Genomic DNA, 14031 nt, shown 5'->3' with positions numbered 1-14031 from the left:
TGATAAAGTTGATACATGATAGTCAGCGCCTGAATTCAGTATGACCAGAGGATTCATCTTAATAAACCTGAATCGGGGTTTAGTAGCTGTCAGGATTACTGGCATGATCAGCGAGGAGAAGTTTAACGTTTTCTTACCCCAATATTCGGTGAACGTAATAAAACCGTTATCTGATTAGCAGTAAGCTTAACGTAACGGGCTGTATGACGTCCTTCTGCTTCGAAACGCCTAAAATATCCTAACTAATTATCCTGAAAATGTAAGGAAACGGCCCCTTTGTTTCGGCACGTTACTACTCTTTGTCGCTATCCGTCGGGTTTAGCTGAACACCCATCAACAAAACCTGATTAGAGCGGTTATAGGCATTGCCATCATTATAGAGCCATTGGCTTTTACCTAGACGTCATGAAACAATTTCTGCGGAATAATGGACTTTCGCTCACGTTGCTATTCATTACACTCCTGACATTATTCGGGCAAACCCTTGCTGGCTGGCATGCCTTTAATGAGGAATTGAGCGATTATAAACGACCTGAAATCTCCTACGGAGAATACCTCCAAACCGGGCATAATATCGAAGGTATTTTTGAGAACTGGGAGAGCGAGTTTCTTCAGATGGGCCTCTACGTACTACTGACGATTTCACTTTACCAGAAAGGATCTTCCGAATCAAAAAGCCTTGATAAAGAGGAAGAAGTTGACCGTGAACCGTCGCCGACACGTAGAGGAGCCCCCTGGCCCGTAAAGCGGGGTGGCTGGATTGCTAAGCTGTATCAGAACTCGCTGAGTATTGCCTTTTTTCTGCTTTTCGGCGGTTCTTTCCTGCTGCACGCCCTCGGCGGACTTAGAGAACACAATACAGAAAACGCGCTGAAAGGTGATCCGGAAGTACTCACGTTTTGGCAATTCCTGGGATCGAGCGATTTCTGGTTTCAGTCGCTTCAGAACTGGCAGAGTGAATTCCTGTCGGTATTGTCGATTGTGGTGCTGACTATTTTTCTTCGTCAGAAAGGCTCCCCTCAATCAAAGCCGGTTGATGCACCAAATGATAAAACGGGTGAATAAGTCAGGTAGAGTTTAGCTGAACGGACATGAATATACGTAACACTATTTTCATTTTAGGCCTGTTATTGATTAGCCTGAATTGCCTGGCTCAACAGACCATTTTCAACGTACCATCTTTCGATGTAACGCCCAAGCATCGGGTATTTGCGCAGCAGCAGGTCGATGCCAGCCGCGAGGAGCTACGTTTCTCTACAACAGTCGATTATGGCCTGGGGCGAGATTGGGAAGTTGGGGTTAATCTGTACAATCTGGATTACCTGCCGCAGCAGCATACCTGGCAACGTAACGACACCACAACCCAGATGCCCTACGCGCCTTTACTGATGATTAATGCGCAAAAGACAGTGAATCTAACTGATAATCTGCATTTCGACGTTGGTGGGCAAACGGGACTTAATCTATTACCAACCCAACGTAGCACCTGGGTTGGCTGGGGGTACGTCAACCTGAGTAGTGCGTTTAAAGATGACCATTACAAAGTGATTGTTGGCGGTTTCACGGGCACGCACCCCTACCTGGGCGACGGGGCGACAGTTGGCATGCACGCTGGTTTCGATGCCGGAATCTGGTATGAAAAAGTACACCTGCTGGGCGAATGGGCAACAGGTACGCATGAATATGGACAGTTAATACTCGGAGCCGAAGTATATCTGACACAGCATCTACCCCTGGCAATTGGCTGGCGCCGTTCGAATCAGGACGGTAAGCAGGGCCTGGTTGTTCAGCTGACCTACGTACCGGAGTAGAGGAGTTGTAAGGTTATAGGGTTATAGGTTTATAGGGTTATAGGGTTGTAAAGTTGGCTAGTGCGTCAAAAACTTTATAACCCTACTACTCTTCAATCCAAAGACCGTTTTCTTACTTCCTGTCACAAATGCACCTGAAGGTTAGTTTTAGCTATACTGTTACCATTCAGCGCATTATGACGTAAGAAAGATGAGCAAGAAACCCTACAACAAACCGGAATACTGGCAATCTTTTGCTGAACCTGATAAACAATCGCAGTGGGTTGCCGGACTCGAAGAACAGTTTAAACAAGCCACTCAGTACCCGGGTATTCGTCAGTCAGGGAAAGAAACAGACCTACGTTGCTGCCTGACGTCAAATTCATTCTGGCTGCTGTTGCCAACGGGTCGGGCCGGGCAGATCGCTATTCGGACCTGCTTCGATCCGCAGGGCTTACGAAGTTGCAAGCAGAAACGAAAAACCAAAACATCCATCGAGTATGAGCTTGAAGGTGGCCTCGGTACGTTTCATGTAGCCGTTACGTTTCCTGCCAGTAATGAAAATTTGCTACGTTATACAACCTCACTAACTGCGGATCAACCGTTTATTGTTCAATCGTTTCCCCGCGATCTGTATTTTCTGGATTCCAGTTTCAGTTCCGCCAAAACCGAGGGAATGGTGTATGTTACTCAAAGCGGCCCCACCTCCGGGCTGGCGTTTCTGTCGATTGTGCAGCCCATTCAAAGCTCAGTTTTCTATCTGCAAAACCTTACCGCCTTAAGTGACTATTGCCAGGCTACGCAGACAGAACCCGCCGGAACAGTAGCGGCACAGTGGCCCGAAGCCGGTTTCGCGCTGCCTACTTCTGAAAACCCACTGCCTGCCGGAAAGGACATTACTCTTTCCGATGCATTTATCTACGTAGTACCATCGATTCCGGCCAGTGAATTTGAAGCGAGCGACCTGTTTTTGGATGCGTTGGCCGCTATTTATCCGCAATTACCCAAACCCGATACTACGTATTTCAACTGGCCGGCACTTGCCGAACGTACCGTTGACGCCCTGACGAGTTCTCCGCATTGCGGCCGTATAATTAATAAACAGTATTACCTCAATGCTTACGTCGATGCCACCCAGAAACCGCCCGAAAGCATGGTGCAGCTGGCGATTTTGATACCGCTCTGGGAATACCAGAAATGGCTCGACAAGCCGCTTCCTCTGGGCGAATCGCTGCTGAAAAACCTACCCACCTTTTTCGACGAAAAGCAGGAAACCATCATGCGTTGGTTACCAGGGGGCGTTTTTAAAGAAGAAAACCGAAATGAAGAGCAGGATCCAACAAAAATTGATTCCTGGTACCTGCTCCATACGCTCATGAATCTGGGGCGGCTGGCTGCCAAAGGCAACAGAGAAGCTAAAGATCTCTTTTTCCGGTCGCTGGAGTATGTGATACGAGCAGCGCATGAATTTTCGTATAACTGGCCGGTCTTTTATAATGTCAAAACGCTGGAGGTTATAAAAGCTGAAACGCAGGAAGGCGAAGGTGGCGAACTGGATGTGGCCGGTTTATACACGCACGTGATGGTGCAGGCCTACGAATTAAGCCAAGAGCCGCGTTACTTACAGGAAGCCGCCAGTTCGGCCGAACGGTTGCGCGGCAAAGGGTTTGAGCTTTTATATCAGACCAATATCACGATTATGAGTGCGTTGACGCTGGCCAAGCTGTGGAAAACGACGGGCAATCGCCTGTATTTCGACCTGAGCCGCCAGAGTATCGCCAACGTAGTTGCCCGGTTCTGGATATGGGATTGCCGGTTCGGCTTCGGAAACGAACGTAACACATTCATGGGCGTAGCTCCGCTGAAAGACGCACCTTACCTGGCCGCGTATGAAGAAGCGGAAATTCTGGCGACAATGTTGAGTTACCTCAAGGAAGTTGACCGCGACGTGCCCGATTCTGTTCGCTTATTCTTTTCCGAATACATCAAATACCTGCTGTATCGCGGGCGCTATTATTACCCCAGCGAGCTAAAGCCGGAAATGATAAGCCAGGAACCCCGCGAAGGACGTATCGAACCTAAATTACCCATTCCGCTTGAAGATTTGCCGACGGGCTGGCAGCAGGCGGGCACAGTTGGCCAGGAAGTTTACGGAGGAGCGCTAGCCTACACCCTGACCACGTATTGTTACAAGCGCCTGGCTAACGTACCCGTCATTATTTTTTCTGATTATCCTATTTCTCAGGCTGAATATCAGATAGTAGATAAAAAGCAGGGCTACGTAATAATCCGGTTAGGCGGTACGGCCAGTCAGGTTTGCCGGGTTCGGGTAATCGCACAGAGCAACGACCTTCCGGCGGTACGTATCGTTGATGAAGACAAAGCCGACAGCCGTCCACTTAAACCGCTCGAATCAACGCACAATTACCAGGAATTTGAGGTATCCGGAGCTATGCGGCTACGTATCGAATGGGTAAAACAGCAGAAATAAACCCGTAAATCTCAACAACACACAACGTTATGAAACAATCAACCGCGCATACCTCTGTAGAAACACTAGCCAACAAACGTATTTTATTGACCGGAGGAACAACGGGTATTGGCCGGGCTATCGCCGTTTTGCTGGGTTCGTATGGTGCCCGGCTCATTACGTTCGGACGAAACCAGCAACCGCTGGATGAAACGCTGGCGGCTGTTCGTGAAGCGGGCGGGCAAATCGATGGCCTGCTGGCCGACGTGGCTAAGGCAGAAGATGTTCAACGCCTTTTTCAACAAGTCGACGAAAAAATGGGCGGCCTCGATGTGCTCATCAATTGCGCGGCTTTAGGCGGTGAATCAATCCGTGACATGGCCGACGCCGACTGGCGCTACGTTATCGAAACGAATCTGGTTGGTTATCTGGCCACCACAAAGGAAGCGCTGACCCGTATGGAGCCTCAAAAAAAAGGGCACATTGTGCTGGTTGGCTCGATGAGCGCCGACGTGCGCGAACCCGGCAGCTCGGTGTACGTAGCAACAAAATCGGCCATTCAGGGATTTGCCGAAAGTCTGCGGAAAGAAGTCAATGAAACGGGCATTAAAGTGAGTCTGGTTGAGCCGGGCGCCGTTGGGTCTGACATGCAAAGTACTACGTCGGCAGAAGAACGACAGAAACAGGAAACCGGTGAAATGCTGCGTGCCGAAGACATTGCCGTTTGTGTGCATTACATTCTGACCCAACCGCTACGTTGCGACGTAGTATCGGTCCAGATACGCCCGCATCTGCAACTCATTTAACGTACCAACGCATGGCTTTTCCGCTCGATAAACTCATCTTCTCCCCTACCGACGTTGACCTGACGTTATCACCTCTGCGGGAAAATTTACAGGTCGATACGTTCGTACTAGGCGCCTTTAATCCCGGTCTGACCCGTTTACCCAACGGCAATTTGCTGATCATGATACGTATCGCGGAAGCGCTGCGGCAACCTATAATTGGTGCGCTGATTCACGCGATACGTTGGGATGCGGTGGCGGGCTACGTGCTCGATGAGTATGACCTCAACAGCGTAAATGCGGCTGACCCGCGCAAGTTTCAGTTACTGAATTACCCCTATCGGGTGATGGCCCTGACGTCGCTTTCGTGGCTGCTTCCGGTTGAGCTGACGCCTGACGGGACAGAAATTGTCCAGATTCATTACGACAAAAGCATTTCACCTCAGCAAACGTATCAGGAATATGGGGTTGAAGATGCCCGTATTACGCGCATCGACGGAACGTATTACATGACAACCTGCTCGGTTAGTTCGGAGCGGCACTCTACTACGTTATACACCTCCACCGATGGACTGAATTACACCCTACAGGGTATTATTCTGGATCATCAGAATAAGGATATGGTTTTGTTTGAAGGGCGAATCGATGGGAAAATTTTCGCCCTGACCCGGCCGCTGGGCGATCTGTATTTTGCGGCTCGTCCGGGTGATACGTACTATCCGGGTCCGTCGATAAATTTGGCCTCCTCGCCCGATGGTCTGCACTGGAAACCGCATGACAAATCATTTATCAGAGCGCGGAAAGGATCGGCCGCGACGATGAAGCTGGGTGGAGGTACGCAACCCATTCTGACGGATCAGGGCTGGTTGATGCTGTATCACGGCGTTGAATTACGGGGCGTAGTGGGTATTTATCGCACATTCTGGGCGTTGCTGGATGCCAAAGATCCCAGCCAGATTCTTCAGCTTGAAGATACTACGCCCATTCTCGAAGCCAATCCAGCGCTGACGGAGCCCATCATCGATCAGCTTTATTTAACCGATGTTGTTTTTACGACGGGCATCGCCGACGGTGGAGATTACTACGTAGTGGTTTCGGGCGAAGCGGATCTGGCCTGTCGGGTTACGCATATTCCGAAAGAACAGTTTAGTATCGGTGGGGAGGTTGTAAAGTTATAGAGTTATAAAGCTGTAGGGTTATAGAGTTGTAGAGTCGGCTAACGCGCCAGGAACTCTGCAACTTTATAACCCTACAGCTTTATAACTCTACAAATTCCAAAGGCAGCATCAGGCCTTTACGCCAGGAAAGGAGCTGCAATAGCCAGCACTGCTTCTTTGGTTAGAGGCTCGTCGTATGATTCCGTGGCCCGATCGACGCCAACACCGCCCAACTGAGACGTATCGACACCTTTCTGGATCGTATTTTCGTCGCCGGCATAAATAGCTGACGGAACACCCGGTGTGCCAGGGCTATTTCTCGTTATCCAGCCCCGCGCTCCGTTCAGGTAACGCACTTTGGCGGCATGCAGCGCTTCTACCGAGTGGATACGTAACGCCGTTGTCAACACTTCCGGGAACGGCATCAGGCGGGGAGCCTGTCCTTTATAGGCCCGAACGCCCGTGTCTTCAAAAGCCTGCGATACTTTCAGGAACGTAGCATAATTCGAAAATACGTCCGGAAATGCCCCTTTGGCGGTAAAGTCAAAATTGGGCTTCGAAATGGCGGCTCCCCCCAGCGCTTGTTTCAAGACCATTACGTGGTCGTTTTCGTGCAAAGCAATTTGCTGGAACGTCTGCTGGCCTTCCATGCCCATAATTAAGGCGCTGGAACCGAGTGCTTTGTTGTAAAATTCTGCTTCAAGATATTCGAGTGTCAAGGCAAAGTTGAGCACATCAACAACGGTTGAATTACCTTGTGCATATGCCTTATTTACAAGGGCGCCAAAAGCTACGGGAGCAATCCCGGCAGCGGCTTTTTTCAGAAAATTATGAAATACGTGGCGACGCGATACGTGGTCAATACGTTCGTATACGTCTGCGTCCACTTTTTCAATTTCATTGAGTATGTTTTGTAAATTCATGTTTGTCAGAAGTTTAGGCTTGCCGAGCGGTTTTGCCGTTAATGGTTTCGTAGATATAGGGTCTTGCCAGGGCCAGCACTTCTTCGGGCGTACGTGCCTCACCCAGGCCTGTATCTTTGCTGACAATATCGTTACCAGCAAAATAAGCCGTCATAGGGCTAAGCATTTCGCTCAGGATGGCTACGTGACGGGCTTCCATCGAGACGATTTTGCCAGCCAGGGCCAGATTTTCGGGGTCTTTGAGCAACTTACCTGAACCATTATACGCCGACGTACCAATCGCTTCGAACGTACGGGCAGTTAGCAGCACAGAGGTCCGGTTGTTGAAGTTGACCATGCTGAAATTAGGCGTGATGTTGGGGATGGCAGCGCTACCCAGCAGTGTCCGGTAGAGTTCGCGGTGGTTGATTTCATGATCCCGCATTTCCATCAGCATTTGCCGTTCGTAGCCGTTCATGCCAGCGTAAGGCGTCAGCATGACCTGGGTGTAGAAGGCAGACTCCAGTTGCTCCAGCGTGTAGGCGAAATTCAGTACGGTGGTGTCGTTGTAGCCAATATCGCCCAAATCAATCGTTTCGCCTGGACGACCGGCACCCCGGGTCGTAGGGTCAACAAGTTCAGATTGACAGGCACTTAATGCTACACCAGCCGCCGCCGATGTTCCGAGATAGAGCAGGAAATTTCGCCGACCGAAGGTCGCGAAATCAGAGTCCGTCAGCCCTTGCTTTTGGTCAGTCGGATCGTGTTGTAGTTTTTCCATTGAGTTACTAAATGTTAATAAAATCTCTTCCGACCATCGGAAGAATCTAAGGCATTACAAGCCAGAGAAGACTTTGTTAATCAAACTCAACAGAAAACAACTAATAGAGCAACATAATGAGGAAATGGGTCATGCCGGTCTATATCAACGTATCACCTGTCTATTTCATGGCTATTTTTTTCAATACTAGTGTACGAAACGGACCGGTTATAAAACAGGGCGAATTGGCATTCGGATGCGGAATAGGGTGCCTCGTCCGGCAATACTTTCAATCTCCATACTAGCCCCCATCAGCTCACAAAGCCGTTTTACGATCTGCAAACCCACCCCCTCTCCTTTTTCCTGACTTAACGTCGACGGTTCTTCCATCGGCAGGTCGTCAGGTACTTTATGATCCTGATTGGGCAGGGGAGCAACAGGCTGACTTTCGTCGGGAGACAGCACACTTACGCCTTCAACCATGGGCTTGAGTTGTTTATGAAACAGTTCCATTAGTCCTTTAGGTAAGCCAGGACCTGAATCCTGAACGCTGAACCCCCACCGATGCTCATTTTCCGTCGACCAGCTTACCGATATCATACCTGTGCGGTCGGCTTGGGCGGGCGTATATTTCAGCGCGTTTACCAGCAAATTCTGGGCAATTCGGTAAAGTTTAATCCGGTCTGTTTTTACAGGCAGGGAAGCTATCCCATCGGCACGTAAAATAAGATTTCGTTCAGCCGCTGTTGGCTGAGCACTTGCCACTAAATCGGTTAGCAATTGGGCCGCATCAAATTCTTCAAGCTGAAGCGGTTCCTGACCTGCTTCTAGCCGCGCCAGGTCCATCAAGCCTGTCAGCAGTGATCCTAGGTTGGTCAGGTTGCGGTTAAGCATATCGACGTACTGCTGCCGTTCTTCGGGGCTTAAATCCTCCGTCTGAAGCAGATAGGCGGCCCCCATGCTTATACCCAGACCGCTACGTAGATCGTGGGAAGATTTGCGCAAAACATCGCCACGCTGACGGGCAAGCTCCTCCATTTTCTGTAAAGCCTGCTCCAGCCGGACGGCCCGATTAGCCGCTTCCAACCGTTGCAGCTCGTCGTGTTTGGTAATACTGCCGATAATGGTTTCATTGATCAGCAGCAGAATCTGTTTTTGCGCGAATAGAATCACATCCGGATCTACCTTAGGAAATAATTGGCGAAACAGACTCAGTTCTTCAAATAAGATAACGGACAAATGACTGTATTCTTTGGCCAGGCCGGGTAACTCGAGCGACTTCTGCCAACGCTGTAGCCCATGCGACTGGGCGGCAACTATTGGGTTCGGATCGGGTTGTTTTCCCAACAAGCGCTGCTCGAGTGCCTCCAGAATGATGGGCATCAGGTTATTAAATTCTTCCCGGCTGAGCACCGAAATTTTCTTCAGGTCAGGGTCTGTTCCACACGCGGTTCGCCAGTTGCTCAACACGGTTTCCCGCCGGTTAAATAAATAGTTAACTAGTTCGCTGAGTGCCTGTTGGTGTTCAGTTGAATGCTTAGCCATGGTAGCACGATTTCACTTTCGTTCAAGGAGATAGTTTAACAATGCATCTGCTTAATATACCGTCGGAGATGGCCCGTTGACAGCAGATCCAGTTGCTTAGGAATGTAGATTAAACTGAATCCTGGGCTTGTTGTTGACGCAGTATGCGGGCGATACCCGACGTAACGTGTATTGTGGATAAACAAACGTATCGCTGTTACCCGGTTAAAACTCAGGCGACAGCGATACGTTGTCAGTAAATAGGTTATTCTGCCGTTTTTCCGTACGAGCCAACGTATTAATAAGCTATTTTAGGGAGGGTGACCTGCTGATAAAATCTTATCTGACTGTCAACTGCTCTACGGTTATTGAAAAACCGGTTTTAGCTGCGTTTGTATCAGATTATTCATTTTAGTCCACGTAGCATCCCATGAGTTGGTCCGCAGATAATCATCAACAACAGGCCAGTTATCTACCTGATGAGAAAGTGCCTTGACGATAGCTTGTTCAACCGTGTCCGCCGAATCAGCGATAAGTACCGGCGACCATCCTCCATAGGTGTGTATCACATCGCGTATGGGTGTAGATACAACGGGCAGCCCCGCAGCCAGGTATTCAGGTGTTTTGGTTGGACTAATAAATCGGGTAGCTTCATTAATGGCAAACGGCATCATAGCCACCTGCCAATGACTGAAATAGGCTGGAAGTTCTGAATATGACTTGGCTCCTAAATAATGAAGATTAGGCCCCTGCGGTAGCGAAGCCGGATCAATTTTAACAATGGGCCCCACCAGCACAAACTGCCATTCAGGACGCCGAGTAGCCAACGTTCGCAACAGATTTATATCCAGCCGTTCGTCAATGACCCCACAAAAACCGATTCGGGGACCTGGAATCGGCGCCAAGTCGGCGGGTTCTGGCAACGCGTGCCGGGCCGCTTCGAAATGGCCGAAGTCGATGCTGCTGGGAAAGGCAAACACGGCCGGATGCCGGTTCTTTTTAGCATCATATAAACTCAGACCACCCGTAAATAACAGATCGGCCCGTTCGAGCAGTAGCTTTTCCTGCTCCAGTAGATTCGCCGGAGCCCCCAAAAACGCAGAGAGTTCGTCCATGCAATCATAAACTACCAGTTGGGGGTTCAGATGCCTGGTAAAGGGCATAGCCATCGGCGTATAATACCAGGAAATAAATCGTTGAATCTGGTATTGCTCCAGAACCTGATCAATCGCATTTCGCTGCTGGGAAAAAACGGCATCAGCACTGCTGTTATGCAGAATATGGGGCACAACAACCGTCAATTGCTCATTAATCGACCGAATTTCGAGCCGTTCGCTATCGCCATAAATGGGTTCCTCTATAAACCAGATGCGCCACTGTTTGCTGGCCCGGCTGAGCAAGTGCTGGGGCCGCTGAAAAACAAAATTCCAGCGTAGGTGGGAAAAACAAATCAGATCGGTTACGCCCTCACTCGATGAACGTATCGTATGTGAAGCGCCTAAGTGAGTCTGAGCAGACTGTCCTATCGATAAAGCGGGCAGGGTCATAATTGGCTATAAAATTTAGTAAATCGTAAAATGAGTGACGTAATGCCCATTACAAATGGGTCAGCAAGCAATCAACGGTGTACGCATATGTTTGTTAGGTGAGTTGATTCGTAGCTCTTTCGAAGACCCGATGCGCTGCTAAATTGTTAGCAGGTGGTCCATTTGCGAATGCGCAGCTAATCCCTAAACAATTCCTTTAGCGGCACGCTTTACGGATATAGACATATATTGGGCAATGCTGTCTGGTCAGTCAATGACGGTCAGCATGCGCCTTTGCGTTTATGGATTTATCAGTACCAACCAATCCTTTTCAATCGTTCTGGTGGGCAGGCTTTGAATGCACCGATCAGCTTAATTGTTTTGGTAACCGGGTCGATATGCTTACGACAACGGGCCATCTCGACGTAGCAGAAGCCGATTACCAGCAGCTTTCCCCGTTTCATATTCGTACTGTGCGTGAAGGCATCCGCTGGAGCCAGGTCGAAAAACGAGCCTATCAGTATGACTGGAGCACGGTGAAGCAACTCATTACCGCTGGGCATCGCAACGGCATTCAGCAGCTTTGGGATTTATGTCATTTTGGCTATCCTGACGACCTGTCGCCCTTACATCCGATGTTTGCCCGCCGTTTTTCGGCAATGTGCCGGGCCTTTGTACAGTTCTATCGGGATCTTTATCCTGATGAGCCATTAATTGTGACGCCCATCAACGAAGTGAGTTTTATTTCCTGGCTGGGTGGCGATGCCCGGGGAACCACGCCCTATTGCACCCGACAAGGATGGGAGGTGAAACTGGGGCTGATGCGCGCTTACATTGAAGGAGTAGCGGCCATGCGTGAACTGGATCCAACCATTCGGATTCTGACGACCGAACCGCTGGTTCAGATTGTGCCGCCCCTTTCGGCCACTAACCAACAGATTGTCGATGCCGCCATCGCCGATGAAAATCAGTTTCAGGCCGTCGATATTCTCGTTGGCAATATTGCTCCCGAATTGGGCGGTTCTCCCGATTACCTGGATATACTAGGCTGTAATTATTATTATAACAATCAGTGGGTACTTGATTTTTTTGACTTTCTGCCCTGGGGAGACCCCATACCCGATCCGCGCTGGATTCCGCTCCACAAGCTTATGATGAAAGCGTATCGACGGTATCAGAAACCCATAGCCATCACCGAAACCAGCCACCCTGGCGAGCACCGCCCTCAGTGGATTTCCATGATCGGGCAGGAATGCGAAATTGTCAGGCAGGCGGGTGTCCCTTTGTGGGGCGTTTGTCTGTACCCGATCATCGACCGGCCCGACTGGGATCATCTTGATCGTTGGCACCATGCCGGTCTTTGGGATGCCGACTTAAGCGTTCAGCCGCCCCGCCGAGTCCTCAATGAGCCATACGCCGAAGCGTTATCAGCTGTGCAGCAGAAACTTAGATAACAATTACCGATTATCTTCTAAACATCTACCAGATAATCGGTTAACAGTTTCCATTGCAACTTTTGGTAAAATAACCAGCCCACTTCGGCAATTACCGTGTTGATTATAGCACGATTTCCGGCCTCGGGGCCCTCATTATTAATGGCCTCATTCGAGCCGATCTCTGCGGCTGTGAGGGTATTTCCAAGGCGTTCCACCTGAAAGGTGCTTTGGGCAAACTCGTGAAAAAAATGCATGATCTCGCCAGATTTAGACTCCTGCGGATTACGGCTGGGCCGCACGGTAAACGACGCAAGATTTTCTTCAATAGTCCGATGAATAACGTGCACCCAATTTTCGGGAACTGGGCCGGGCAATTTAATCTGAATAAAATCGCCTACTTCTGGATAACCGTCTGCTTTGGGTTCGCCAGCCTGGTTATGCAGTTTAAAATCAGACGCAAAATGCGATAATGCCGACCAGTCATTAACCCGAAACAATTTGTCCATCGATCGCCCGAACGCTTCCTGAGCCGTAGTTTCATCAGGAAACGAACGGTGACTAAAGTAAGCCATGTTCTTTGTCTCATCGTTCTGCATGCCCCTGAAAACACCGTTTTCCACGTATCAGCCTGCGAAATCAGCCAAAAAATAAGGCAGCGGCCATACCCTTCAGCTAAGCCTGAGTCTATAATACCAACCCTTCAATCACAAACCCAAACGTTGCGGCCTGCCTGGGAATATCCATAGGAAACATTTCCTGCGTTACGTCCACTTTCTGTATCACAAGCTTGGTGGGCCGATCATCCTGATAAATGTCTTTGGCAACCGGCATGGTTAGGCCCGTAAGCGACTCGATAACCGATACGTTCACCTGATATGTATCGGCTTTCTCAAACTGTAGAAAAAGATTATCCTCATTCTCAAGTTCTTCGAGAATGTCAACCCTGACAATCTGATTACTTTCGAGCAGTGTGCGCTGACCCATCAGAAAGCCCACCCGGCTAAGCGTACCGTCGGATTTGGCGAATACGACCACTTTCCAGAACAGCACCGGTATCCGTACAGTCTGATTGCGCACAGGCGTTACGAATTCCGGGTCGGTATCGCTCAGTACGGGACCAGTGAAAACCATGATACGTAGCTGATCGTCAACGCTCTCGTCGTGCAGAATATAATCTTCGAGTTTTTTCCAGATGCGCTGATTCAGTCGGGCGTGTTGCGGCACCGCGTTCGTGTAGAAAAACGTTGACCGGCCAGCCTCGTTGGCAATGGCATTATCGGCGCCCCACTGCACGTCTTCGCGTTTGGTCATGTGCCCTTTATCAAAATCGCTTTTGGCAGCGCCATAAAGTTCGGTGCCCCATTGGTGTTCGGCATTGATGCGGGTATCCTTGCGCCAGCTCCCATTTCGGCCAATGCTTTTAAACAACGTACCGTCGATGTTCGAAGCCGCGAAAAACGGAAATCCCCGCGAGCGACTGACGGCTACGCTGTAGTTGGCATAGTGGGCAATGTTGTCGCTGGTGCCTTTAACGGGCGCAAGATCAGCCAATTGCGTAGGCGATAGTTTGGGCAGCGGCACTGTACGTCCCGCACCCAGAAATTGATCCGAATAACCGAGAAAGTTGATGGTTGGCATAGGAGTCTGTCTTACATTTTCAAACAGGATTTAAGGAAAGACG

The 14031-nt window shown here is 49.7% G+C and carries 12 protein-coding genes; 6 read left to right on the top strand and 6 right to left on the bottom strand.

Going from position 1 to position 14031, the window contains the following annotated elements:
• Nucleotides 1-405: 405 nt before the first annotated feature.
• The 5 genes from ACYVF1_RS08805 (at nt 406) to ACYVF1_RS08785 (ending at nt 6223) form a co-directional block, all read left to right on the top strand.
• On the top strand, nt 406-1065 hold the full coding sequence (locus tag ACYVF1_RS08805) for a DUF6766 family protein (RefSeq protein WP_461077660.1): 660 nt from the start codon (nt 406-408) through the stop codon (nt 1063-1065).
• A gap of 26 nt (nt 1066-1091) precedes the next feature.
• On the top strand, nt 1092-1811 hold the full coding sequence (locus ACYVF1_RS08800; protein WP_461077658.1) for a hypothetical protein: 720 nt from the start codon (nt 1092-1094) through the stop codon (nt 1809-1811).
• Between the two features lie 190 nt (nt 1812-2001).
• Nucleotides 2002-4281, top strand: a complete 2280-nt coding sequence (locus ACYVF1_RS08795) for a hypothetical protein (RefSeq protein ID WP_461077656.1) — start codon at nt 2002-2004, stop codon at nt 4279-4281.
• Between the two features lie 29 nt (nt 4282-4310).
• Complete coding sequence (locus tag ACYVF1_RS08790) at nt 4311-5066, top strand: SDR family oxidoreductase (protein ID WP_461077654.1); 756 nt, start codon at nt 4311-4313, stop codon at nt 5064-5066.
• Nucleotides 4985-6223: a glycoside hydrolase family 130 protein gene (locus ACYVF1_RS08785; RefSeq protein ID WP_461077652.1), complete on the top strand. Its 1239-nt coding sequence runs from the start codon at nt 4985-4987 to the stop codon at nt 6221-6223. The genes ACYVF1_RS08790 and ACYVF1_RS08785 overlap by 82 nt, the downstream gene beginning before the upstream one ends.
• A gap of 116 nt (nt 6224-6339) precedes the next feature.
• Here the strand turns inward: ACYVF1_RS08785 and ACYVF1_RS08780 are convergent, their stop codons facing one another.
• The 4 genes from ACYVF1_RS08780 to ACYVF1_RS08765 all read right to left on the bottom strand — a co-directional run bounded on the left by ACYVF1_RS08780 (nt 6340) and on the right by ACYVF1_RS08765 (nt 10935).
• Nucleotides 6340-7125, bottom strand: coding sequence for a ferritin-like domain-containing protein (locus ACYVF1_RS08780; protein WP_461077650.1), 786 nt, complete (start codon nt 7123-7125; stop codon nt 6340-6342).
• A gap of 13 nt (nt 7126-7138) precedes the next feature.
• Nucleotides 7139-7885, bottom strand: coding sequence for a ferritin-like domain-containing protein (locus ACYVF1_RS08775; RefSeq protein WP_461077648.1), 747 nt, complete (start codon nt 7883-7885; stop codon nt 7139-7141).
• 207 nt (nt 7886-8092) lie between these two features.
• Entirely contained in the window at nt 8093-9409 is a 1317-nt protein-coding gene (locus ACYVF1_RS08770) for a sensor histidine kinase (protein WP_461077646.1), read from the bottom strand.
• Nucleotides 9410-9753: 344 nt separating this feature from the next.
• Complete coding sequence (locus tag ACYVF1_RS08765; RefSeq protein ID WP_461077644.1) at nt 9754-10935, bottom strand: glycosyltransferase; 1182 nt, start codon at nt 10933-10935, stop codon at nt 9754-9756.
• A 281-nt stretch (nt 10936-11216) separates the two neighbouring features.
• Between ACYVF1_RS08765 and ACYVF1_RS08760 the strand changes: the two genes are divergently transcribed.
• Nucleotides 11217-12368, top strand: a complete 1152-nt coding sequence (locus ACYVF1_RS08760; RefSeq protein ID WP_461077642.1) for an amine oxidase — start codon at nt 11217-11219, stop codon at nt 12366-12368.
• 17 nt (nt 12369-12385) lie between these two features.
• On the opposite strand, the gene ACYVF1_RS08755 is transcribed toward ACYVF1_RS08760, so the two are convergent.
• Both ACYVF1_RS08755 and ACYVF1_RS08750 read right to left on the bottom strand, forming a co-directional pair.
• Complete coding sequence (locus tag ACYVF1_RS08755; protein ID WP_461077640.1) at nt 12386-12946, bottom strand: hypothetical protein; 561 nt, start codon at nt 12944-12946, stop codon at nt 12386-12388.
• Between the two features lie 88 nt (nt 12947-13034).
• On the bottom strand, nt 13035-13988 hold the full coding sequence (locus ACYVF1_RS08750) for a DNA/RNA non-specific endonuclease (RefSeq protein WP_461077638.1): 954 nt from the start codon (nt 13986-13988) through the stop codon (nt 13035-13037).
• Nucleotides 13989-14031 lie beyond the last annotated feature (43 nt).

The organism is Spirosoma flavus (assembly GCF_054778555.1).
This window is presented reverse-complemented; position numbering and strand designations above follow the sequence as displayed.

Bases quoted from the DNA above. Each gene is read 5' to 3' on its own strand.
- ACYVF1_RS08805 (WP_461077660.1), top strand. From the start codon at position 406: ATGAAACAATTTCTGCGGAATAATGGACTTTCGCTCACGTTGCTATTC.
- ACYVF1_RS08800 (WP_461077658.1), top strand. From the start codon at position 1,092: ATGAATATACGTAACACTATTTTCATTTTAGGCCTGTTATTGATTAGC.
- ACYVF1_RS08795 (WP_461077656.1), top strand. From the start codon at position 2,002: ATGAGCAAGAAACCCTACAACAAACCGGAATACTGGCAATCTTTTGCT.
- ACYVF1_RS08790 (WP_461077654.1), top strand. From the start codon at position 4,311: ATGAAACAATCAACCGCGCATACCTCTGTAGAAACACTAGCCAACAAA.
- ACYVF1_RS08780 (WP_461077650.1), bottom strand. From the start codon at position 7,125: ATGAATTTACAAAACATACTCAATGAAATTGAAAAAGTGGACGCAGAC.
- ACYVF1_RS08775 (WP_461077648.1), bottom strand. From the start codon at position 7,885: ATGGAAAAACTACAACACGATCCGACTGACCAAAAGCAAGGGCTGACG.
- ACYVF1_RS08770 (WP_461077646.1), bottom strand. From the start codon at position 9,409: ATGGCTAAGCATTCAACTGAACACCAACAGGCACTCAGCGAACTAGTT.
- ACYVF1_RS08765 (WP_461077644.1), bottom strand. From the start codon at position 10,935: ATGACCCTGCCCGCTTTATCGATAGGACAGTCTGCTCAGACTCACTTA.
- ACYVF1_RS08760 (WP_461077642.1), top strand. From the start codon at position 11,217: ATGGATTTATCAGTACCAACCAATCCTTTTCAATCGTTCTGGTGGGCA.
- ACYVF1_RS08755 (WP_461077640.1), bottom strand. From the start codon at position 12,946: ATGCAGAACGATGAGACAAAGAACATGGCTTACTTTAGTCACCGTTCG.
- ACYVF1_RS08750 (WP_461077638.1), bottom strand. From the start codon at position 13,988: ATGCCAACCATCAACTTTCTCGGTTATTCGGATCAATTTCTGGGTGCG.